The organism is Methylobacterium sp. 142-1Y, from assembly GCF_057747795.1.
Map to the genome: position 1 here is coordinate 3,369,533 of NZ_CM173224.1, position 21,233 is coordinate 3,390,765.

Genomic DNA, 21,233 nt, shown 5'->3' on the forward strand with positions numbered 1-21,233 from the left:
CTCCCCCTTGTGGGGAGGGGTCAGGGGGTGGGGGTGGTGCAGAAGGCACCGCTCAGCTTTCTCTGGCACCACCCCCACCCCTAGCCCCTCCCCACAAGGGTGAGGGGAAGCGCTTCGCCTTGAAGCGGGAGTGGGTGCGGAATGCAGCGTGTGAACAGTTTGGCTTGCGGGAGAGAGGGCCACTGCTGAACGTTTGACGGGCCCCCACGCCCACGGGCCGCCGGCCCCGGCCTCGCCGGCGAGGAGTGACACGATGCAACTCGGCATGGTCGGTCTCGGTCGGATGGGCGGCAACATCGTCCGACGGCTCCTGCGCAACGGGCACACGGCCGTGGTGTTCGACCAGGATCCCAAGGCCGTCGCGGCCCTGGTGCAGGAGGGGGCAGTCGGCGCCGACAGCCTCGAGGATTTCGTCGCGAAGCTCGAATTGCCCCGCACCGCCTGGGTGATGCTGCCGGCGGGCGACCCGACCGAAGTCACGGTGATGACGATCGCCGGCCTGATGCAGCCGGACGACGTGATCATCGACGGCGGCAACTCGTTCTACAAGGACGACATCCGTCGCGCCGCCGCCCTCGACGCGAAGGGCCTGCACTACGTCGATGTCGGCACGTCGGGCGGCGTCTGGGGCCTGGAGCGCGGCTACTGCATGATGATCGGCGGCCACAAGGCAGCCGTCGACCGGCTCGACCCAATCTTCTCGACACTCGCGCCCGGCCTCGGCGAGGTGCCGCGCACCCCGGGCCGCGACGGCCGCGATTCCCGCGCCGAGCACGGCTACATCCATGCCGGGCCGAGCGGCGCCGGCCACTTCGTCAAGATGATCCACAACGGCATCGAGTACGGCCTGATGCAGGCCTATGCCGAGGGCTTCGACATCCTCAAGCACGCCAACTCGACGGAGCTGCCGGAGGCGCAGCGCTTCGACCTCAACATCGGCGACATCGCCGAGGTCTGGCGCCGGGGCAGCGTGGTCTCGTCCTGGCTCCTCGACCTCACCGCCACGGCGCTCGCCGGCGACGAGAACCTCGACGCCTTCTCGGGCCACGTCGCCGATTCGGGCGAGGGCCGCTGGACGCTGAACGCCGCGATCGAGGAGGCCGTCCCGGCCCACGTCCTGTCGGCCGCGCTCTACGCCCGCTTCCGCTCGCGCCAGGAGGCGACCTACGCCGACAAGCTGCTCTCGGCGATGCGCAAGGGCTTCGGCGGCCACCAGGAGCCGAAATGACCTCCGCCATGGCCGAGGGGGCCGCGCCCCCGCCCGCCTGCACCCTGGTGATCTTCGGGGCGACCGGCGACCTCACCCACCGGCTGCTGATGCCGGCTTTGTACAATCTCGGCCGCTGGGGCCTGCTGCCCGAAACATTTTCCGTGATCGGCGTCAGCCGGTCGGAGATGTCCTCGGAGGAGTTCCGCTCCGAGCTGAGCGAGACCGTGCGCGGTTTCCTCACCGCCAAGGGCGGTGAGGCCGGCGGCGGCGGGTTCGACGAGGGCGTGTGGAGCGACCTCGTCGGGCGGGTCCATTACCGCTCGGGCGACCTGTCGGAGGCGGCCTCGTTCGAGGAGCTGAAGCGGGCCATCGCCGAGGTCTCGGGCAAGCAGGATGGTGGCAACGTCCTGTTCTACCTCGCGGTCGCCGCCGGCCTGTTCGGGTCGACCATCGCCAAGCTCGGCGAGGCCGGGCTGACCGAACAGGGTGAGGATCGCTGGCGCCGGGTCATCATCGAGAAGCCGTTCGGCCACGACCTTCCATCCGCGGAAAAGCTCGATGCCGACATCCTGAAGGTCCTGTCCGAGGACCAGGTCTTTCGCATCGACCACTTCCTCGGCAAGGAGACGGTGCAGAACATCATGGCGTTCCGGTTCGGCAACGGCCTGTTCGAGCCGTTGTGGAACCGCGACCACATCGATCACGTCCAGATCACCGTCGCGGAAACGGTGGGCGTCGAGGGACGGGGGAAGTTCTACGAGGCCACCGGCGCCTTGCGCGACATGGTGCCCAATCACCTGTTCCAGCTCTACACCCTTGTGGCGATGGAGCCGCCGATCTCGTTCGAGGCCGAGGCCGTGCGCGACAAGAAAGAGGAGGTGCTGCTCGCCACCCCCTCGGCCAAAGTCGAGGATGCGGTGCGGGGCCGCTACGTTGCGGGCGAGGTCCAGGGCAAGGCCGTCAAGGATTACCGCGAGGAGCCGGACGTCGCCCACGACTCCGACACCGAGACCTTCGTGGCCCTCAAGCTCGGCATCGACAACTGGCGCTGGGCCGGGGTGCCGTTCTACCTGCGCACCGGCAAGGCGATGACCCGGCGCGACACCGAGATCGCCATCCGCTTCAAGCAGGCGCCGCTGTCGCTGTTCAAGGGCACCAACGTTCGCGAGGACGTGCCGAACTGGCTGGTGCTGCAATTGCAGCCCGACGAGGGCATCTCGCTGCAATTCGGTGCCAAGATTCCGGGCCCGGCGGTGCGGCTCGGCAGCGTCGACATGAGGTTCTGCTACAAGGACTACTTCAAGACCGAGCCGAGCACCGGCTACGAGACGCTGATCTACGACGCGATGATCGGCGACCCGACGCTGTTCCAGCGCGCCGACATGATCGAGGCCGGCTGGCGCATCGTCCAGCCGATCCTCGATGCCGCGGCCTCGGGCACGCTCGCCACCCTGCCCTACGAGGCCGGCACCGCCGGGCCGAAGGAGGCGGACGAACTCCTGACCCGCGACGGCCGGGCCTGGCGCTCGCTGGAGCACCAGTCATGACCGGGCATCACGAGGTGCTGCCCGATCCCGACGCGGTCGCCCGGGCGGCGGCCGAGCGGCTGGTCGCGGTGGCGGGGGCCAAGCCGGACCGGATCGGGATCTGCCTGTCGGGCGGCTCGACCCCGAAGCTTCTCTACCGGCTGCTCGCCGGGCCGGAGTTTCGCGACCGCCTCCCGTGGGAGCGCCTGCACTGGTTCTTCGGCGACGAGCGCGTCGGTGACGGGCCGGAGGCCGGCAGCAACCGGCGGCTGACGGAAGACGCCTTCGGCGACCTCGTCCCCGACGGCCACCTGCACCCGATCCCGACCGACCGGACCCCGCAGGCCTGCGCCGCCGCTTACGCGGCGGAGTTGCGGGCCTGGTACGGCGCCGATCGGCTCGACCCCGCCCGGCCCCTGTTCGACCTCGTCCTCCTCGGGCTCGGCGAGGACGGCCACACCGCCTCGCTGTTTCCGGGCAAGCCCGAGGCGCGGGAGGCGGCGGCCTGGGTGGTGGCGGTACCGGAGGCGGGTCTTAGCCCCTTCGTGCCGCGGGTGAGCCTGACCCTTTCGGCGCTCGGCGCCACGCCGCTGATCCTGTTCCTGGTCACCGGCGCGGGCAAGCGGGCACCCCTGTCCCGCCTCGCCTCCGGTGAGGACCTGCCGTCGGGACACGCAAAGGCCTGGGGCGAGACCGTGTGGCTGCTCGATCGGGACGCGGCGGTCTGACGGGCGCAGGCGCCGGCATCCACGACACAACGCAGGCGCGAGCATGCTGCCATTGGGTCATGTCGGCGCCGCGCCCCGTCCGGTGGGGTTTCGGCATGCCCACGCGAGATGCAGGTACGGGCATTTTCGTCCGTGAAATCAGACCTCGGCCCGCACCGTGAGGCGCGGGCATTCCAACGTCTGATACCAACGGTCGTTGGAAACGATCTTTGGTTCCGTTCTCGAATTTTTGCCGAGCCTCTGGCTTGAAATCGAAAATTCGAGTTGTATCAATGGCCCGATGCGTCAGCATCCTGGGCCATTGGTATGACAGCTATGTATTGGTGATGACAGGGCGCGCCCTTTATTTCACGGTTTCTGCATGAGCGCCCAATTGCAACCTTTGATTGATACAATTTGCTCCATAACAGTAACCTGAACGCAAAAGCGTCAACAATGAATCGATCTTAACGACTCATCGCCAAGGTGGACGGACGCAGATCTGCGTAACCGACCCACCGGCAGCTCCCAAGGGCTGTCCTTGCGAGCAGGCCCGATGCGCGCGCTCAACAATCTCAAGATCGTCCCCAAACTGACCGTCGCGTTCGGCAGCCTGGTGGCCGTCACCCTGACGGTCAACGCCCTGAATTACTGGAGCTTTCAGTCGATCAAGGAGCGCAACCACTGGACTGGGCATACGCAGGCCGTGCTCCATGCCGTCGACGATATAGTGTCCGGGATGCTCAATCAGGAGACAGGCCTGCGCGGCTATCTGGTCTCGGCCGATCAGCACTTCCTCGCCCCCTACAGCGAGGGGCAGCAGGCCTACCGGACCGCCTTTGCCGAGGCCAAGCGTCTGACCGCCGACAACCCCGCGCAGCAGGTGCGCCTCGACGCGCTCGACCGGGAGGCGCGACGCTGGATGCAGGACGTCGCCGAGCGGGAAATCGCCCTGATGGGCGATGCGGGCACCCGCGACCAGGCCCGCGCCATCGAAGCGAAGGGAGCCGGCAAGGCGGCCATGGATGCCCTGCGCGCGAAGGCGGCGGAGATCCGCAAGGTCGAGGACGACCTGATGACCGTGCGCGAGCGGGCGCAGGAGCGCACCTTCGGCCTCGCCGACCTGATGAACCTCCTCGGCGTCGCCGCGAGCCTGCTGATCGCCGCCGTGATGGCCCTGATGGTCTCGCGCACCCTGGCGATGCCGCTGCGGGCGATGGCCGCGCTGATGCAGCGGCTGGCGCAAGGCGACAAGTCGATCGTGGTCGCGGGTGTGGAGCGCGGCGACGAGGTCGGCGCCATGGCGCGGGCCGTCGAGGTGTTTCGCCGGAACGCCATCGAGGCGGACAGGCTGGCCGCCGCCCAGGCCGCCGAGGACGAGGCCCGGATGCGCCGCGCCCGCCTCGTCGACGACCTGGCGCGGGCGTTCGAGCAGACGGTGTCGGGCCTTACCGCCGGCCTTGCCGGCGCCGCCACCGAGATGGAGGCGACGGCACGCTCCATGACCGACGTGGCCGAGGAGACGACCCGCCAGACCGTGACGGTGGCGGGCGCCGCGTCGCAGACCTCCGCGAACGTCCAGACGGTCGCGGCGGCCAGCGAGGAGATGACCGCCTCGATCCAGGAGATCGTCCAGCAGGTCAACCAATCGTCCCGCATCGCCGCCCGCGCGGTGGAGGATGCCGCGCGCACCAACGCGACGGTGCAGCGCCTCGCCGGGACGGCGGAGCGGATCAACGACTTCGTCGCCACCGTGTCGAGCATCGCCAGCCAGACCAACCTGCTCGCGCTCAACGCCACCATCGAGGCGGCGCGGGCCGGTGCGGCGGGGCGCGGCTTCGCCGTCGTCGCCGCGGAAGTGAAGGAACTCGCCGGCCAGACCGGCAAGGCCACCGACGAGATCGGCGCCCGGATCGGCGAGATCCAGGAGGCGACCCGCGCGACGGTGGGCGACATCCGCCAGATCGCCAAGGTGATCGAGGACATGTCGACCTACGCCGCCAGCATCGCGGCGGCGATGGAGGAGCAGGGCAGCGCCGTGCAGGAGATCACCCGTAACGTGCAGCAGGCGGCCCGCGGCACCGAGCAGGTCACCGGCAACATCGCCGGCGTGCGCGACGGCGCCGGTCAGACCAGCCAGGCGGCCTCCCAGGTCCTGGGCGCCGCGCAGGAGCTGTCACGTCAATCGGAGATGCTGCGGCACGAGGTGACGAGCTTCCTCGGGCGGGTCAAGGCGGCCTGAACCTTGGCGGCGGCCAGAAAGAAGGGCCCGATCGCGCTGCGGTCGGGCCCCTTTTCGTGCGTCACCCAATCCCGGGGCGGTCGCCCGGAGGCGAGGGTCAGACGAAGTGCTTCGAGAGCTTCAGCCCCTGCGCCTGGTAGTTCGAGCCGGCGGCACTGCCGTAGAGGGCGGCCGGGCGCTGGGCCATGCGTTCGTAGACGAGGCGGCCGACGATCTGGCCGTCCTCCAGCATGAACGGCACGTCGCGGGAGCGCACCTCCAGCACCGCGCGGGCGCCGGTGCCGCCGGCCTCGGCATGGCCGAAGCCGGGATCGAAGAAGCCGGCGTAATGGACCCGGAACTCGCCCACCAGGGGATCGAACGGCACCATCTCGGCGGCGAAGTCCGGCGGTACCTGCACCGCCTCCTTCGAGGCCAGGATGTAGAACTGGCCCGGATCGAGGATGAGCGTGCCGGATCCGTCGGCCCGCAGGGGCTCCCAGAACTCGCCCGCCGGATAGGACCGGGGCCGGTCGACGTCGACGAGGCCGGTATGGCGCTTGGCGCGGTAGCCGATCAGCCCGTCGAAGCCCGAGAGATCGACCGAGACCGCGACGCCGCCCTGGAACGAGGGGTCGGACGAATCGACCAGCGGCGTCGCCGCGTGCAGGCGGGCGAGCGCCGCATCGTCGAGCCGCACCGCGCCGCGGCGGAAGCGCAGCTGCGACAGGCGCGAGCCGGTGCGCACCAGCACCGGGAAGGTGCGCGGCGAGATCTCGGCGAAGAGCGGCCCGGCATAGCCGGCCTCGACCATGTCGAATTCCCGCGCCTGATCGGTGATGACCCGGGTGAACACGTCGATGCGCCCGGTCGAGCTTTTGGGGTTGGCGCTCGCGGCGAGGTCCGGCGGCAGGGCCAGGCCCTCCTGGAGCTCGGCGATGTAGACGCAGCCGGTCTCCAGCACCGCACCCTGGCGCAGGTCGATCTCGTGCAGCTTGAGCTTGTCGAGGCAGGCGGCGACGTCGCGGGTGCGCCCCGGCAGGAAGCTCGCCCGCACCCGCCAGGCCCGGTTGCCTAAGCGCAGGTCGAGGCTCGCCGGCTGGACCTGGTCGTCCGCGAAGGGGCTGGCCGGCCGGATCACCCCGGCGGCGGCGAGCGCCACGATGCTCTCCGCCGATTGAATCCCGTCCTCGAGCTTCACCATGACCTGTCCATCCTCAAGCGGCCACTGTCGTAGGCCAGGGTTGCGACGAGGTGAAGAGGATCACGCCTCGTCGCGCATCCCCCGCATCACCGCGAGTGCGAGGCTCGCCCGGGCGATCGTCCCCATGGCGGTGAGGCCGGCGAGGGCGCTCGCGATCAGCGGCAGCCGATCCGGCCACAGGATCAGGGCGGCAAGGCCCGCACCTGCGACGATGTCGGCCCCCCGCCCGCCGGCAAGGATCAGCGAGTGCAGGTCCAGGCCGGGCATCGCCGTCCCGGTCCGGGCCGCCGCGACGGCCGTCAGCCGCGCCACGGCGATCTCGACGAGGAGCGCCGCGATGAGTGCAGCCGCCGGACCGCCGGGCGCCCGCCACGCCAGCGCGAGGGCAAGCGCGAGGCGGATCCGGGCTCCCTCCTCCCCCGCCATCCCCCGCCGCGCCGCGAGCAGGGTCAGCCCGCACCAGAGGGCGAGCAGGGCGAGCGCCGTGGCATCGGCCCGGAGCGCCAGCGCCGCGGCGGCGGCAAGGCCCGCGACGGTCGTGGACGAGCGAAGAAACCTCATGGCGGGAACGGGCGCGCCTCGTGCAGGATTACCGACCGTGATCGCCGGTGATTGACGATCCGGAAGGCCGGACGTACCACGACCCCCGCCGGCCGTCGCGCTTGCCTGCGGGGCCGCCAGCGGAGGTTCCCTGATGTACAAGGCAGAGACCCGCGGCATCAGCGTGTCCGTGCAGCCGCGCTTCGTCGAGGAGGAATCCTCGCCCGACAGCGGACGCTACTTCTTCGCCTACACGGTGGAGATCACCAACAACGGCAGCGAGCAGGTGCAGCTGCGCTCCCGCCACTGGCGCATCGTCGACGGTCGCGGCGAGATGCAGGAGGTGCGCGGCGCCGGCGTGGTCGGCAAGCAGCCGGTGCTCGGGCCCGGCGAATCGTTCAGCTATACCAGCGGCTGCCCCCTCACGACGCCGGACGGCACGATGGAGGGCACCTACACCATGGCGACCGCCGACGGCCGCAGCTTCGAGGCGGCGATCCCCGCCTTCTCGCTCGATTCGCCGCATGTGCGCCGGGTGATGCACTAACAGGAGCCTGTGCTCCGGCGTCTGGGGGACGTTGCGCCGGGGCGGCTGTCGAGGGGCGTGAGCTTGCGCTAAGACCGGGGCTTCGAATCCAGTTGCGCGAGACAGCCTGCCCCGATGACCAAGACCGGCCCCCGCCTGACCCCGCTCGAACTGCTCGCCCGGCTGGTCTCCTTCGATACCGAGAGCCAGAAGTCGAACCTGCCGCTGATCGCGTGGGTGGGCGAGTACCTCGACGCCTGGGGCGTGCCCTACATCGTCGCCCCCAACGAGACCGGCGACAAGGCGGCGCTCTTCGCCACGATCGGGCCGATGCGGGACGGCGGCGTGGTGCTGTCGGGCCATACCGACGTGGTGCCGGTGGCCGGCCAGAACTGGACCAGCGATCCCTATACCTTGCGCATCGCCGACGGCCGGGCCTATGGCCGCGGTGCCGTCGACATGAAGGGCTTCGACGCGCTCTGCCTCGCCCTGGTGCCGGAGATGCTGGCGGCCGACCTCAAGACGCCGATCCACATCCTGCTCTCCTACGACGAGGAGCTGACCTGCCTCGGCGTCGTCGACGTGATCGCGCGCTTCGGCAAGGACCTGCCGCGGCCGGGCGCGGTGATCGTCGGCGAGCCGACCGACCTCGACGTGGCCGACGCCCACAAGAGCATCTACACCTACCGCACCACCGTCCACGGCCACGAGGCGCATTCCTCGAAGCCGGCGCTGGGCGCCAACGCCGTGATGGCGGCGGCGGAGCTGGTGGCGGGGCTCAACCGCATCGCCGACCAGATGGCGGCGCGGGGCGACGCCAGCGGTCGGTTCGATCCGGCCTACACGACCGTGCATGTCGGGGTGATCGGTGGCGGCACCGCCCGCAACATCCTGCCCAAGGCCTGCGAGTTCCAGTGGGAATTCCGCGGCCTGCCGGACCTTCCCCGCGACGAGATCCCGGCCCTGTTCTCCGCGGAAGTCGAGCGGGTGACCCGCGAGCGGCTCAACCGCTTCGGCGATTACGGCCGCGTCGAGACCGAGGAGGATGCGGCGGTACCGGGGCTCGCACCCGAGCCCGGTTCCCCGGCCGAGCGCCTCGCCCTGCGGCTCGCCGGCCGCAACCACACGATCACGGTGCCCTACGCCACCGAGGCCGGCCGCTTCCAGCTCGCCGGCCTGCCGACCGTCGTCTGCGGCCCCGGCTCGATCGACCAGGCTCACCAGCCGGACGAATACATCACGCTGGCGGCTTTGGAGGCGGGAGAGGATTTCCTGCGCCAGCTGGTGCGGGATTGTGCGGCGGGGTGGAGCCCGGTGTGAGACGTCACAGCAAGCTTCCGCAAGGAGTGCATGTTGTAAAAATTAATCGCGGGCTCTCCTCACCCGTGACAATTGTCGCATTCAGACAACTCGATCTGACCATCCTCTCTCTTTGCAAGTAACGCTCCTCCCCTCCCCCCGGCGATCCCGGGCTTGCCCGGTATCGCTGCAAGTTGCGGGAGGGGCTAGGGGTGGGGGTGGTGCCGGATAGAGCGAGGCGGTGCCGTCTGCACCACCCCCACCCCTAGCCCCTCCCCACAAGGGGGAGGGAGACGCGCTCTACTTCCACACGTCGGCGAGTTTGCAGTTCCACCTCACGGCCGCCGCGCCAGCGCCAACCCGACGCCCGCCCCCATCAGCAGACCACCGGTCAGCCGGTTGCGCCACCGCCCACGCGCCAGCACGACCCGCGCCCGCCCCGCCAGCGCCGCCCAGACCGCATCGCCGCCGATCGCCAGGACCAGGAAGGTCACGGCGAGCAGCGCCAGCTGCCCTAGGGGCGCCGCATCCGGGCTGACGAACTGGGGCAGGAACGCGCCGAAGAACAGCAGCGTCTTCGGGTTGGTGAGCGCCACGAGGAAGCCGCGGAGCGCGATGACCCGGACGGCCCGGGGTTCCGGCGCGGTCTGCGCGAGGTCGGTCGCCGGGGCACGCTAGGCGCGGACGGCCAGCCAGGCGAGATAGGCGACGCCGATCCAGCGCAGCACCTCGAACCACGCCGCCATCAGGCTCAGCATCGCCGAGAGGCCGGCGACCGTGAGCACGAGCTGGATCGTCAGGGCCACGCTGGTCCCCGCCACCGTGACGAGGCCGTAGCGGGTGCCATGGGCCACGCTGTTGGCGACGATGAGGGCGACGTTCGGGCCCGGGATCAGGATCAGGACGAGCGTCGCGGCGACGAAGCCGAGATAGAGGTCGGGGGGCATGGCGGGGCGATCCGGCTTTGAACCGGAATACAGCGTGCCATGCACGCTGCCACCCCGCCAGACTCGCGGTTACTGCTGCACCGGCTGGGTCGTGGTGGTGCCGGTCGAGGCGGGAACGTCGGATTTCGACGTGTCGGTCGCCTGCGCGCCGGACTTCGGAGCATCCGACTTGGCGGCATCCGCCTTGGCGGGCTGCTGGCCGAGATAGACGTATTCCGGCGCGGCGCGGAGCTGGTCCTTGTCGGTGTTGATCACCGCCTTCAGGGTCTTGTCGTCGACCCGGGTGACCTGCAACGCCTCCTTCGCCACCGAGACGTACTTGGTACCGAGGCCGAGGAAGCCACCGACACCGACGACGTAGGACTTCACCGCCAGATCCGGCCCGAGCACGATGTCGGCGATCGAGCCGATCGTCTCGTTGGCGCCGTTCTGGATGTTCTGGCCGATCAGCTTCGTGGCGACGAGGTCGCTCGGCTCCTGGGCGACGAAGGTCGGCCGCAGGTCGTTGTTCAGGGTGGCGGGAGTGCCGGGCACGGGCTTCGGACCGCCGACATCCTGCGCCAGGCCGGCGCTGGCGCCGGCGACGAGGAGGAACGCGGCGGCGAGGAGGGGGCGGGACATCGACGGCTCCGGCATCAGACGCCCGACACGCTCGGGCGCAATATGAGTCCGTTGCGGTGCGAAAAGTTCCCGTAAGCCCCCTCTTTCGCTGCGTCAGGCCTGCGGGCTTCCCGCGATCTCGGCCTCGACCTCGGCCGGGTCGAGGTCGTAGTGCCGCGAGCAGAACTCGCAGGTGATGCCGATCCGGCCGTCATCCCCGACGATCTCGCGGCGCTCCTCGGCCGAGAAGTTGCGCACCATGCCCATCACCCGCTCGCGCGAGCAGCGGCAGGCCTCGTGCACCCCTAGCGCCTCGAACACCCGCACGCCGCGCTCGTGGAAGAGGCGGTAGAGCAGGCGCTCGCTCGACACCGTCGGGTCGACGAGTTCGTGGTCCTCGATCGTCGCCACCAGCGACTTGGCCTCGACCCAGGCATCGTCCTCCTGTGGTCGGCTCTCGTCGAGGAGCGCATGCCCCTCCGGCAGGTCGCCGGGCGGCAGGTCGGCCAGCCGCGCGCGCTCGGGCGAGTGCGGCAGGAACTGCATCAGGAGGCCGCCGGCCCTCCAGGCCTGTCCCGCGCCCTCGACCTGCTCGGCGACGGCGAGGCGGACCCGGGTCGGGATCTGCTCCGACTGGCGGAAATACTGGTGCGCCGCCTCCTCGAAGCCCTGGCCCTCCAGCGCGACCACGCCCTGGTAGCGGCTCTGGACCGAACCCTGGTCGATGGTCATGGCGAGGTGACCGCGTCCGAGGAGCTGCGCAGTGCCGGCGCGGGGACCGGCCTCGGCGACGCGGCCGGCATCGAAGCGGGCGGTGGCGCGGACCCGGTCGGGCGCCTCGAAATCCACCACCACCATGTCGACCGGGCCGTCGGACTTGGTCTGGAGCTGGAACCGGCCCTGGAACTTGAGCGAGGAGCCGAGCAGGACCGTCAGCGCCGCGGCCTCGCCGAGGAGCCGCGCCACGGTGTCCGGATAGCCGTGACGCCGCAGGATGGTGTCGACGGAAGGGCCGAGGCGCACGACGCGGCCGCGCACGTCGAGGGGCTCGACCGCGAAGGGAAGGATCGCGTCGTCGCGGCCCTCGGAATTCTGAGAGGGAATGGTCTCGGACATGCTCTCACCGTCGCCGGCAAGGCTGAAGGCCGGCTCTCGCGCACGATTTTGAAGGTCTCCCGGCGAGGGGCCTCCCGCGCGAACCCGCGCCGCATGTCCGCGCAGCGAGCGGGCAGGCGGAGCGATGAGGCGGGAGACGCCGCGGCGAGAGACCGGCTTATCCCGATATATGGTGGTCTGACCGATGTTTTCGAAGGGGTTACCGGGGGATGAAGCCGGCGCCTGTTCGCCGGTCCCCACGGTGTTCACCCACGCCACGTCATCCCGGGTTCTCGGCTTTGCCGAGCCCCGGGATGACGTGGAGGATGATCGAAGCGTGGGGGCGGAACCACCAGCCCGTCGGTCATACCCTCACGGCACGGCGCCGAGGCACCAGGCCAGGATGCCCTTCTGGGCGTGCAGGCGGTTCTCGGCCTCGTCGAACACCACCGATTGCGGCCCGTCGATCACCTCGGCGGTGACCTCCTCGCCGCGATGGGCCGGCAGGCAGTGCATGAACACCGCATCCTTGGCGGCGGCCGCCATCAGCCGGCCGTTGACCTGGTAGGGCATCAGCAGGTTGTGGCGGTGCGCCTCGTCCTCGTCGCCCATCGAGACCCAGCAATCGGTCACGACCGCGTCGGCCCCCGCCACCGCCTCGAACGGATCGGTGGTGACGTTGAGCACCGCGCCCTCGGCCTTGGCGCGGGCGATCAGGCTCTCCGAGACCGGCATCTCGGGCGGGCAGGCGACGTTGAGCGTGAAGTCGAACCGCGCCGCGGCGTGGGCCCAGGAGGCCAGCACGTTGTTGGAATCGCCCGACCAGGCGACGGTGCGGCCCTTGATCGGCCCGCGATGCTCCTCGAAGGTCAGCACGTCGGCCATGATCTGGCACGGGTGCGAATCCTTCGTCAGGCCGTTGATGACCGGGATGGTGGCGTATTCGGCCAGTTCCAGCATCATGCCGTGATCGAGGATGCGGATCATGATCGCGTCGATGTAGCGCGACAGGACCCGGGCGGTGTCGGCGACGGTCTCGCCGCGGCCGAGCTGCATCTCCCGGCCGGTGAGCATCAGGGTCTCGCCGCCCAGTTCCCGCATCGCCACGTCGAAGGAGACGCGGGTGCGGGTCGAGGGTTTGTCGAACACCATGCCGAGGAACTTGCCGGCGAGCGGACGCTCGGCCGGGGGCTCGCCCCGGCGGCGGCGGCTTTTCAGGTCGGCGCAGGCATCGAGGACCGTGCGCAGCTCGGCGCCGCTGAAATCGGTCAGGTCGAGGAAATGCCGGGGGGCCGGCGCGATCTTCACGGGCGCATTCATCACTCGGCGGCCCTCCGGCCCCTCGTCTCCATGGCGGCGCAGGCCGCCTCCAGCTTGTCGAGCGCCGCGTTCACCTCGGCCTCGCCGATGATCAGCGGCGGCAGCAGGCGCACGACGTTGTCGCCGGCCGGGATCACCAGCAGGTGCTCGTCCCGGGCGGTGGCGGCGAATTCGGTGTTCGGCACCACGAGGCGCAGGCCGGTCATCAGGCCCTCGCCGCGGATCTCGTCGACCACGTCCGGGTGGCGGTCCTTGAGGGCGGCGAGCCGCTGCTTCAGCAGAAGGCCGGTCTGGCGCACGTGGTCGAGGAAGCCGGGGGCCAGCACGATGTCGAGCACGGCATTGCCCACCGCCATGGCGAGCGGGTTGCCGCCGAAGGTGGTGCCGTGGCTGCCGACCACCATGCCGCGGGCCGCCTCGCGGGTGGCGAGGCAGGCGCCCATCGGGAAGCCGCCGCCGATCCCCTTGGCCGAGGACAGGATATCCGGCGTCACGCCCGACCATTCATGGGCGAAGAGCTTGCCGGTCCGGCCGATCCCGGTCTGGACCTCGTCCATGATGAGCAGGAGGCCGTGCTCGTCGCAGAGCGAGCGCAGGGTGCGCAGCCACTCGTGCGAGACCACCCGCAGGCCGCCCTCGCCCTGGATCGGCTCGATCATCAGGGCGGCGGTCTCCGGCGTGATGGCGGCCTTCAAGGCCTCCAGGTCGCCGAAAGGCACCTGGTCGAACCCGTCGACCTTCGGGCCGAAGCCGTCGATGTATTTCTGCTGGCCACCGGCCGCGATGGTGGCGAGCGTCCGGCCGTGGAAGGCGCCCTCGAAGGTGACGATCCGGTAGCGCTCGGGATGGCCGCCGGCGGCGTGGTACTTGCGCGCCATCTTGATGCAGGCCTCGTTGGCCTCGGCACCGGAATTGGCGAAGAACACCACGTCGGCGAAGCTCGCCTCGGTCAGCCGCTGGGCCAGCCGCTCGGCGTCGGGCACCTCGAACAGGTTCGAGACGTGCCAGACCTTCTGGGCCTGCTCGGTCAGGGCGGCGACGAGGTGCGGATGGCCGTGGCCGACCGAGTTGACCGCGATGCCGGCGCCGAAATCGAGGTATCGCGAGCCGTCTCGGGCGATGAGCCAAGCGCCCTCACCGCGCTCGAAGGACACCTTGGCCCGGGCGTAGGTCGGCAGCAGCGAGGAGGTCACGATCTCGTCTCCGTCGCGGTCGAGTGAGTCGGTCGACCGGAAAACAAAGCGCCGCCTCGAAGGGCGGCGCGCGCGGATACTATGGAACGAGCGCGCCCTGTCAACGCCGTCGATGAAGATGACGCCGAGATGACACGGACACATCGCCCCGCCCGGGGTTGCGGCCGGACTTCCTTCGGGGCACAGACCCTCGGGCGGCCGGTCTCGGCCGCGCCGCGGCAGTCACGCCGCGGGGACGACGAACCGGCCCTGACGCGGCGAGCTGGCGGGCCTGGTGGGAGATTGGACCGATGAGCGCGACCCTCGACCGCCTGAAGGAGCTCGGCTTCACCCTGCCGCCGGCCGCGGCCCCCGTGGCGAACTATGTCGGCTTCCAGCGCAGCGGCAACCTGGTGATCATCTCGGGCCAGCTGCCCTTCGGCGCCGACGGCCAGATCGACCCGGCCCACAAGGGCAAGGTCGGCGGCGCGGTCTCGCCGGAACTGGCTGCCGAGGCGGCGCGGCACTGCGCCCTCAACGTCCTGGCGCAGCTGCGCGCGGCGGCCGGCAACCTCGACGACGCGGTGGTGGCCTGCCTGCGGCTCGGCGGCTTCATCAACGCGGCACCGGGCTTCTCGGCCATCGCGGGCGTGATGAACGGCGCCTCCGACCTGATGGTGCAGGTGATGGGCGAGCGCGGCCGCCACGCCCGCTCGACGATCGGCGTCGCGGAACTTCCGCTCGACGCCGTGGTCGAGGTCGAGGGCATGTTCGAGATCCGCTGATACAATGACAGACCGCCTCGCCCCCGACTGGCTGACCGCCCGTCCGATCGCCCATCGCGGCCTGCACGACCGCGGCGCCGGCATCCCCGAGAACACGATCGCCGCCGCCGAGGCCGCGATCGGTGGCGGCTACGCGATCGAGTGCGACGTCCAGCTCAGCCGGGACGGCGAGGCGATGGTGTTCCACGATGCCGGCCTCGGCCGGCTCACCGGGGCCGATGGCCTCGTGCGCGAGCGCGACGCCGCCGATCTCAAGCGATTGACGGTGCTCGGCAGCGCCGAGCGCGTCCCGACCCTGTCGGAATTCTTGGGAAAAATCGCCGGCCGGACGCCGCTGGTGATCGAGGTGAAGACCCGGCACGACGGCGACTTGGACCTGGCCCGCCGCACCGCGGACATCGTCGCCGCCTATGACGGGCCGGTGGCGCTGAAATCGTTCGATCCCGTCATCGTCGGGGCGCTTGCCGATCTCGCGCCGGGAGTCCCGCGCGGCATCGTCGCGGAGAGCCACCACGACGACCCGGCCTATGCCGCCCTCACCGAGGCGCAACGGCACGGGCTGGCGAACCTGCTGCATGTGTCCGAGAGCCGTCCGGACTTCCTGTCCTGGCGCGTCGACGACCTGCCGAACGCCGCGACCCATCTCTGCCGCCTGCTCGGGCGCATGCCGGTGATGACCTGGACCGTCAGGACCGAGGCGCAGGTGCAGCTGGCGCGGGCGCATGCCGACCAGATGGTGTTCGAGGGGTTTCGGGCCTGATCTCGCAATTTCGGGAGAGGCCCGATCTTCGGACGTTCCGGAAAACTGAGGTTCCTATCCTCCAACCTCATCCTGAGGTGTTGGCGATCGCAGATCGCACCCGATTGGAAATCGGCTGACCTCGAAGGAGGGCTCCAGGAATCGCCGAGGCTTCTGGATCCCTCCTTCGAGGCTCCCTCCGGTCGCGCCTCAGGATGAGGTGAGGGGTCGGGATATTCCGCTATTCCCGCCGGATCGAAAGATGGCGCCGATCGAGCGCCCTTTCACGGACGGGCCGGTACCTGGAACCACGCGAATCGCGGCAGCACGCCCGCGAGCGCCGAGACGTGCGGCCCATCGCCAGAGGCCTCCGCGACGCACTCGGCCTCGTCGCGGTCGAGGCCGATTTGCAGCACATCGCCGATGACCGCGATCGCCCCGGCGCGCAGGTCGTAGACCGTCCAGCCGGCCCGGTCGCGGCGGATGGCGTAGCGGGTGACGTCGGAGACGATCTCGGACATGGCGTGAGTCCTGGCTTGCCGGCAATCTGGTACGCCCGCCGGACCGCGCTCGCCGTGCCGACCCGCACACGGCACGCTCAGGGTCGAACCCCGATCATGTCGCCGTGCACCGACCCCTCCCGGCACGGCGGTCTCAGTCGGCGCCTTCGTCGGGAATGTTCAGCGTGGTGCCGCAGGCCTTGCAATGCACGGCGTCGGGCTCGTGCCGCTGCAAGCCGCAGGTCGGGCACGGGAAACGCACCTTGTAGGGCCGGAACACCACCTGGGCGAGGCGGAAGAACAAGGTCACGCCGCAGATCATCACGAACACCGAGATCAGCCGTCCGGAGGTGCCCGGCAGGGTGATGTCGCCTTAGCCGGTGGTCGTCAGCGACGTGACCGTGAAGTACAGGGCATCGACCGGACTGCCGATCGCCGGATTGGTGCGATGCTGCGTGACGTAGACCACGCCGGTCATCACGAACACGAACACGACGAGGTTGGTCGCCGCGAGGATCGCCTCCTCGTTGCGCCGGAAGACCCGGCTGTCGTGGCGCAGGCGCTCGAGCAGCTGGTAGGTGCGCGACAGGCGCAGCGTGCGCAGGATGCGCAGGAAGCCGACGCCCTCCGCGAACATCGGCGCCAGGAACGAGGCGATGGCGACCACGTCCGTCCAGGTGCTCAGGCGCAGGAACTCGCGGGCCGGCGCCCGGCTGATCGTCAGGCGGCCGAGGAAATCCGCCAGCACCCCGAGCCCGAGCAATCCGTCGAGGGCGAGGATCCAGGGAGAGAGAGGCAGGAACGAGGTCGCGATCACGAAGGCGATCGTCGCGACGTCGAAGGCGAGCAGGGCGTACCGGAAGCGATGCGCCTGGTCGGTGTTACCCTCGTAGAGGGCCTGCAATCGGGCTTTCAGGGAAGACATGCGGTCCGGTCGGGCGAGGCGGGCATGCCCCATAGAGCATTTTCCGACGAAGCGGATGCCGGTTCGGCGCGGTGGGTGCGGCACAACCAAAGGCCCGGAGAGCGTCACGATTGCAACGCGATCGTGGAGCCCTCTCGCGCACCCGGACCGGGCGTGCGCCATTGCACGCGCCGTCGATCGATGGAATAGGGGCGCCAAGGTGTGCGGCCTCGTGACGGGGCTTGCAGGATCTCTACCGCTGGTCGGGCCGCCAGCGGCGGAGACCCGTGCCCATGCCTCATCCGACCAGCCACCGTCGCCTCCGGCCATCAGTCGCCAGCCGCCGCGCCCCGACGACCGTCCGCGCCGCCGACGTCGTCCTGGCGGTCGCGCTCGTCGCCATCCTCGGTGTGCTCTGCCTTCTGCCGGTCGGCGGCCTGATCGGCACCCGCGACGATGGGGCCACGGCCCCGACCTCGGCGCAGCCATCGTGACAGGTCCACCCCGGCTCGGCCGCCCTCGCGAAGACAGTGTCTCCGACAATCGGCGGATTCCGCCGCCCCCTCCCCTGCGGACCCGCAAGGTGAACGACATGAACATCCAGGCCCCGATGCCCATTCGCCGGCCGCTCTCGGCCTTGCGCTCCATGCTGCACAACGAAGCCAGCGGCGGCCTGGTGCTGATGGCGAGCGCGGTGCTCGCGCTGGTCGTCGCCAATTCCGCCTATGCGGATACCTATTTCGCGGCCCTGAAAGCCTATCTCGGCCCGTTGAGCCTGCTGCACTGGATCAACGACGCCCTGATGGCGGTGTTCTTCCTGCTGGTCGGCCTCGAGATCAAGCGCGAGGTTCTGGACGGGCGGCTGCGCACCTGGCCCGACCGCATCCTGCCCGGCGTCGCGGCGCTCGGCGGCATGCTGATGCCGGCGCTGGTCTACACCGCGATCAACTGGCATTCGCCGGAGACCCTGCGCGGCTGGGCGATTCCGGCCGCCACCGACATCGCCTTCGCGCTCGGGGTGCTGGCGCTGCTCGGCTCGCGCGTGCCGGTCTCGCTCAAGGTCTTCCTGACCGCGCTCGCGATCATCGACGACCTCGGCGCGGTCGTCATCATCGCGGCGTTCTACACCGCCGACTTGTCGCTGCCGATGCTCGGAGGCGCAGGCCTGACGCTCGCCGCGCTCTACGGGATGAACAAGGCCGGTGTCGCGCGGCTGTGGCCCTACCTGCTGCTCGGCGTGGTGCTGTGGGTGTTCGTGCTCAAATCCGGCATCCACGCGACGATCGCCGGCGTGCTGCTCGCGCTGACGATCCCCTTGCGCCTCAGCGTCGGCAAGCCGGACGACCCGACCTCGCCGCTGCACATCCTCGAACACGCGATCCATCCGTGGTCGGCGTTCCTGATCCTGCCGATCTTCGGCTTCGCCAATGCGGGCGTGTCCCTGGCCGGGTTCAAGCCGGCGATGCTGCTCGATCCCGTCACCCTCGGCGTGGCTTTGGGCCTGTTCCTCGGCAAGCAGCTCGGGGTGTTCGGATTCGTGCTGGGCGTGGTCAGGCTCGGCTGGGCGCAGCGGCCGGCCCGCGCCACCTGGCTCCAGATCTACGGCGTGGCGCTGCTGTGCGGGGTCGGGTTCACCATGAGTCTGTTCATCGGCCTCCTGGCCTTCGCCAGCAGCCCGGAACTGGAGGCCGAGACCAAGATCGGCGTGCTGGCCGGCTCGCTGCTCTGCATGGCCGCCGGAGCCCTGGTGCTGCGGCTGGCCCCGCCTGCGCCCGCACCGGCACAGTCGCGGACGTCCTGAGCGTCGCGGACGACGAAAAGGGCGGGGCCGGCGGGCCGACCCCGTCCCTTCTCGGGATTACGGCACCGGCGTTTCGCCGTGCTGCCCGTCGAGCGTCACGCCCTCGCTCGGCACGGCATCGGCCACCGCTTCCGCCCGGCGCAGATCCGGGAAGGTCGCCTCGGCGACGAGCTCGGCCAGAGCCTGGTCGAGCGGCAGCGTGCGGCTCTGCGGGCTGCCGAGGCGGCGGATCGAGACGGTGCGCTCCTCGCCTTCCTTGCGGCCGACGACCAGCATCACCGGCACCTTGGCGTGGGAATGCTCGCGGACCTTGTAGTTGATCTTCTCGTTGCGAAGATCGGCCTCGGCCCGCAGCCCCGCCGCGTCCGCCGCCTTCAGGACCTCGCGGGCATAGGGGTCGGCCTCGCCGGTGATCGTCGCGACGACCACCTGGAGCGGCGCCAGCCAGAGCGGGAAATGGCCGGCGAAATGCTCGATCAGGATGCCGGTGAAGCGCTCCATCGAGCCGCAGATCGCCCGGTGGACCATGACCGGGGTCTTCTTCTGCCCGTCGGCATCGACGAAGAACGCGCCGAACCGCTCCGGCAGGTTGAAGTCGACCTGCGTGGTGCCGCATTGCCAGTCGCGGCCGATGGCGTCGCGCAAAACGTACTCGAATTTCGGGCCGTAGAAGGCGCCCTCGCCGGGGTTGATCGCGGTCTTGATCCGCCCGCCGGACTGCTCCTCGATCTGGGAGAGCACCCGGGTCATCACCTCCTCGGCGTGATCCCACAGGGCGTCCGAGCCGACGCGCTTCTCGGGCCGGGTCGAGAGCTTCACCACGATCTCGTCGAAGCCGAAATCGGCGTAAGTCGAGAGGATCAGGTCGTTGATCTTCAGGCACTCGGCGGCGAGCTGGTCCTCGGTGCAGAAGACGTGGGCGTCGTCCTGCGTGAAGGCCCGCACCCGCATCAGGCCGTGCAGCGCGCCCGACGGTTCGTAGCGCGAGACCGCGCCGAACTCGGCCATGCGCAGCGGCAGGTCGCGGTAGGACTTCAGCCCGTGCTTGAAGATCTGGACGTGGCCGGGGCAGTTCATCGGCTTGATCGCGAAGACGCGGTCGTCCTCGGTCTTCGTGACGAACATGTTCTCCCGGTACCAGTCCCAGTGGCCGGACGTCTCCCACAGGGCCTTGTCGAGGATCTGCGGCGCGTTCACCTCGGCGTAGTCGCCCTTCAGGCGCCGGCGCATGTAGGCGATCAGCGACTGGAACAGGGTCCAGCCCTTCGGGTGCCAGAACACCACGCCCGGCCCCTCCTCCTGGAAGTGGAAGAGGTCCATCTCGCGGCCGAGCTTGCGGTGGTCGCGGCGCTCGGCCTCGGCTAGGCGGTTCAGGTAGGCGTCGAGATCGGCTTGGGTCGCCCAGGCGGTGGCGTAGATCCGGCTCAGCATCGGCTTCGTCGAATCGCCGCGCCAATAGGCGCCGGCCACCTTCATCAGCTTGAAGGCGCTGCCGATCTTGGCGGTCGAGGTCATGTGCGGGCCGCGGCAGAGGTCGAACCACTCGCCCTGGCGATAGATCCGCAGGTCCTCGCCCGGCGGGATCGCGTCGACCAGCTCGACCTTGAAGTGCTCGCCCTTCTGCTCGAACAGCCTGCGCACGTCGTCGCGGGCCCAGATCTCCTTGGTGAAGGGGGCGTCCCGGGCGATGATCTCGCGCATCCGCGCCTCGATCGCCGGGAAGTCCTCCGGCGAGAACGGGGTCTCGCGGTGGAAGTCGTAGTAGAAGCCGTTCTCGATCACCGGGCCGATCGTGACCTGCGTCTCCGGCCACAGCGACTGCACGGCCTCCGCCAGGACGTGGGCGCAATCGTGCCGGATCAGTTCCAGCGCCCGCGGGTCGGTACGGTCGAGGAACTCGATGCGGGCATCCGCCTCGATCGTGTCGCCGAGGTCGCGGACAGAGCCGTCGAGAGCCATCGCCACGGTGCGCTTGGCCAGGGACTTGGCGATGCCCTCGACGACGGTGCGGCCGGTCACGGCGCCGTCGAAGGACCGCGTATCGCCGTTGGGAAATGTCAGGATCGGCATGGGTCTCGAAAAGCTCCTCGGGGCTCACTCCTGCGCACGGTGCAGGTAAGCCGGATGGTGGACACGA

The 21,233-nt window shown here is 69.9% G+C and carries 18 protein-coding genes and 2 pseudogenes; 10 read left to right on the plus strand and 10 right to left on the minus strand.

Going from position 1 to position 21,233, the window contains the following annotated elements; genetic code table 11:
- The first annotated feature begins 253 nt into the window (after positions 1 to 253).
- The 4 genes from gnd (at position 254) to AC3AOF_RS15290 (ending at position 5,685) form a co-directional block, all read left to right on the plus strand.
- Positions 254 to 1,228 carry a phosphogluconate dehydrogenase (NAD(+)-dependent, decarboxylating) gene (gnd, locus tag AC3AOF_RS15275; RefSeq protein WP_488345796.1) on the plus strand — a complete coding sequence of 325 codons (975 nt, stop codon included), beginning with the start codon at positions 254 to 256 and terminating at the stop codon, positions 1,226 to 1,228.
- On the plus strand, positions 1,225 to 2,757 hold the full coding sequence (gene zwf / locus AC3AOF_RS15280; RefSeq protein ID WP_488345797.1) for a glucose-6-phosphate dehydrogenase: 1,533 nt from the start codon (positions 1,225 to 1,227) through the stop codon (positions 2,755 to 2,757). The genes gnd and zwf overlap by 4 nt, the downstream gene beginning before the upstream one ends.
- Positions 2,754 to 3,464 carry a 6-phosphogluconolactonase gene (pgl, locus tag AC3AOF_RS15285; protein ID WP_236990039.1) on the plus strand — a complete coding sequence of 237 codons (711 nt, stop codon included), beginning with the start codon at positions 2,754 to 2,756 and terminating at the stop codon, positions 3,462 to 3,464. The genes zwf and pgl overlap by 4 nt, the downstream gene beginning before the upstream one ends.
- Before the next feature lie 535 nt (positions 3,465 to 3,999).
- Positions 4,000 to 5,685 carry a methyl-accepting chemotaxis protein gene (locus tag AC3AOF_RS15290; RefSeq protein WP_236990038.1) on the plus strand — a complete coding sequence of 562 codons (1,686 nt, stop codon included), beginning with the start codon at positions 4,000 to 4,002 and terminating at the stop codon, positions 5,683 to 5,685.
- Positions 5,686 to 5,782: 97 nt separating this feature from the next.
- Here AC3AOF_RS15290 and AC3AOF_RS15295 read toward each other — a convergent pair whose 3' ends face one another.
- Both AC3AOF_RS15295 and AC3AOF_RS15300 read right to left on the minus strand, forming a co-directional pair.
- Positions 5,783 to 6,868 carry a 2'-deoxycytidine 5'-triphosphate deaminase gene (locus tag AC3AOF_RS15295; RefSeq protein ID WP_236990037.1) on the minus strand — a complete coding sequence of 362 codons (1,086 nt, stop codon included), beginning with the start codon at positions 6,866 to 6,868 and terminating at the stop codon, positions 5,783 to 5,785.
- A 60-nt stretch (positions 6,869 to 6,928) separates the two neighbouring features.
- Positions 6,929 to 7,429 carry a hypothetical protein gene (locus AC3AOF_RS15300; protein ID WP_488345798.1) on the minus strand — a complete coding sequence of 167 codons (501 nt, stop codon included), beginning with the start codon at positions 7,427 to 7,429 and terminating at the stop codon, positions 6,929 to 6,931.
- A 133-nt stretch (positions 7,430 to 7,562) separates the two neighbouring features.
- Between AC3AOF_RS15300 and apaG the strand changes: the two genes are divergently transcribed.
- Positions 7,563 to 7,955 carry a Co2+/Mg2+ efflux protein ApaG gene (apaG, locus tag AC3AOF_RS15305; protein ID WP_236990035.1) on the plus strand — a complete coding sequence of 131 codons (393 nt, stop codon included), beginning with the start codon at positions 7,563 to 7,565 and terminating at the stop codon, positions 7,953 to 7,955.
- Between the two features lie 114 nt (positions 7,956 to 8,069).
- Positions 8,070 to 9,254, plus strand: a complete 1,185-nt coding sequence (gene argE / locus AC3AOF_RS15310) for an acetylornithine deacetylase (RefSeq protein ID WP_488345799.1) — start codon at positions 8,070 to 8,072, stop codon at positions 9,252 to 9,254.
- A gap of 314 nt (positions 9,255 to 9,568) precedes the next feature.
- On the opposite strand, the pseudogene AC3AOF_RS15315 reads toward argE, so the two are convergent.
- The 5 genes and pseudogenes from AC3AOF_RS15315 to AC3AOF_RS15335 all read right to left on the minus strand — a co-directional run bounded on the left by AC3AOF_RS15315 (position 9,569) and on the right by AC3AOF_RS15335 (position 14,388).
- Positions 9,569 to 10,180, minus strand: a pseudogene (locus tag AC3AOF_RS15315) (LysE family translocator).
- Between the two features lie 69 nt (positions 10,181 to 10,249).
- Positions 10,250 to 10,801 (minus strand): PRC-barrel domain-containing protein, encoded by a 552-nt coding sequence (locus AC3AOF_RS15320; protein WP_488345800.1) that lies wholly within the window; start codon positions 10,799 to 10,801, stop codon positions 10,250 to 10,252.
- 93 nt (positions 10,802 to 10,894) lie between these two features.
- Positions 10,895 to 11,896, minus strand: a complete 1,002-nt coding sequence (locus tag AC3AOF_RS15325; RefSeq protein WP_236990031.1) for an Hsp33 family molecular chaperone — start codon at positions 11,894 to 11,896, stop codon at positions 10,895 to 10,897.
- Between the two features lie 351 nt (positions 11,897 to 12,247).
- Positions 12,248 to 13,195 (minus strand): ornithine carbamoyltransferase, encoded by a 948-nt coding sequence (argF, locus tag AC3AOF_RS15330; RefSeq protein ID WP_236990030.1) that lies wholly within the window; start codon positions 13,193 to 13,195, stop codon positions 12,248 to 12,250.
- A complete protein-coding gene (locus AC3AOF_RS15335) occupies positions 13,195 to 14,388 on the minus strand; it encodes an aspartate aminotransferase family protein (protein WP_236990029.1) in 1,194 nt (397 codons plus the stop codon). The genes argF and AC3AOF_RS15335 overlap by 1 nt, the downstream gene beginning before the upstream one ends.
- 290 nt (positions 14,389 to 14,678) lie before the next feature.
- Here AC3AOF_RS15335 and AC3AOF_RS15340 point away from each other — a divergent pair, with 290 nt between their 5' ends.
- Positions 14,679 to 15,152 carry a RidA family protein gene (locus tag AC3AOF_RS15340; RefSeq protein WP_236990028.1) on the plus strand — a complete coding sequence of 158 codons (474 nt, stop codon included), beginning with the start codon at positions 14,679 to 14,681 and terminating at the stop codon, positions 15,150 to 15,152.
- A 4-nt stretch (positions 15,153 to 15,156) separates the two neighbouring features.
- Positions 15,157 to 15,912: a glycerophosphodiester phosphodiesterase family protein gene (locus AC3AOF_RS15345; protein WP_236990027.1), complete on the plus strand. Its 756-nt coding sequence runs from the start codon at positions 15,157 to 15,159 to the stop codon at positions 15,910 to 15,912.
- Positions 15,913 to 16,175: 263 nt separating this feature from the next.
- On the opposite strand, the gene AC3AOF_RS15350 is transcribed toward AC3AOF_RS15345, so the two are convergent.
- Entirely contained in the window at positions 16,176 to 16,412 is a 237-nt protein-coding gene (locus AC3AOF_RS15350; protein ID WP_488345801.1) for a hypothetical protein, read from the minus strand.
- A 133-nt stretch (positions 16,413 to 16,545) separates the two neighbouring features.
- A pseudogene (locus AC3AOF_RS15355) lies at positions 16,546 to 17,316 on the minus strand (potassium channel family protein).
- 272 nt (positions 17,317 to 17,588) lie between these two features.
- On the opposite strand from AC3AOF_RS15355, the gene AC3AOF_RS15360 reads away from it, so the two are divergent.
- The gene (locus AC3AOF_RS15360) at positions 17,589 to 17,789 is read left to right on the plus strand and encodes a hypothetical protein (RefSeq protein WP_488345802.1); all 201 of its coding nucleotides are present in this window, start codon (positions 17,589 to 17,591) and stop codon (positions 17,787 to 17,789) included.
- 98 nt (positions 17,790 to 17,887) lie between these two features.
- Complete coding sequence (gene nhaA, locus AC3AOF_RS15365; protein WP_488348998.1) at positions 17,888 to 19,096, plus strand: Na+/H+ antiporter NhaA; 1,209 nt, start codon at positions 17,888 to 17,890, stop codon at positions 19,094 to 19,096.
- Between the two features lie 57 nt (positions 19,097 to 19,153).
- Here nhaA and thrS read toward each other — a convergent pair whose 3' ends face one another.
- A complete protein-coding gene (thrS, locus tag AC3AOF_RS15370; protein ID WP_236990023.1) occupies positions 19,154 to 21,166 on the minus strand; it encodes a threonine--tRNA ligase in 2,013 nt (670 codons plus the stop codon).
- Positions 21,167 to 21,233 lie beyond the last annotated feature (67 nt).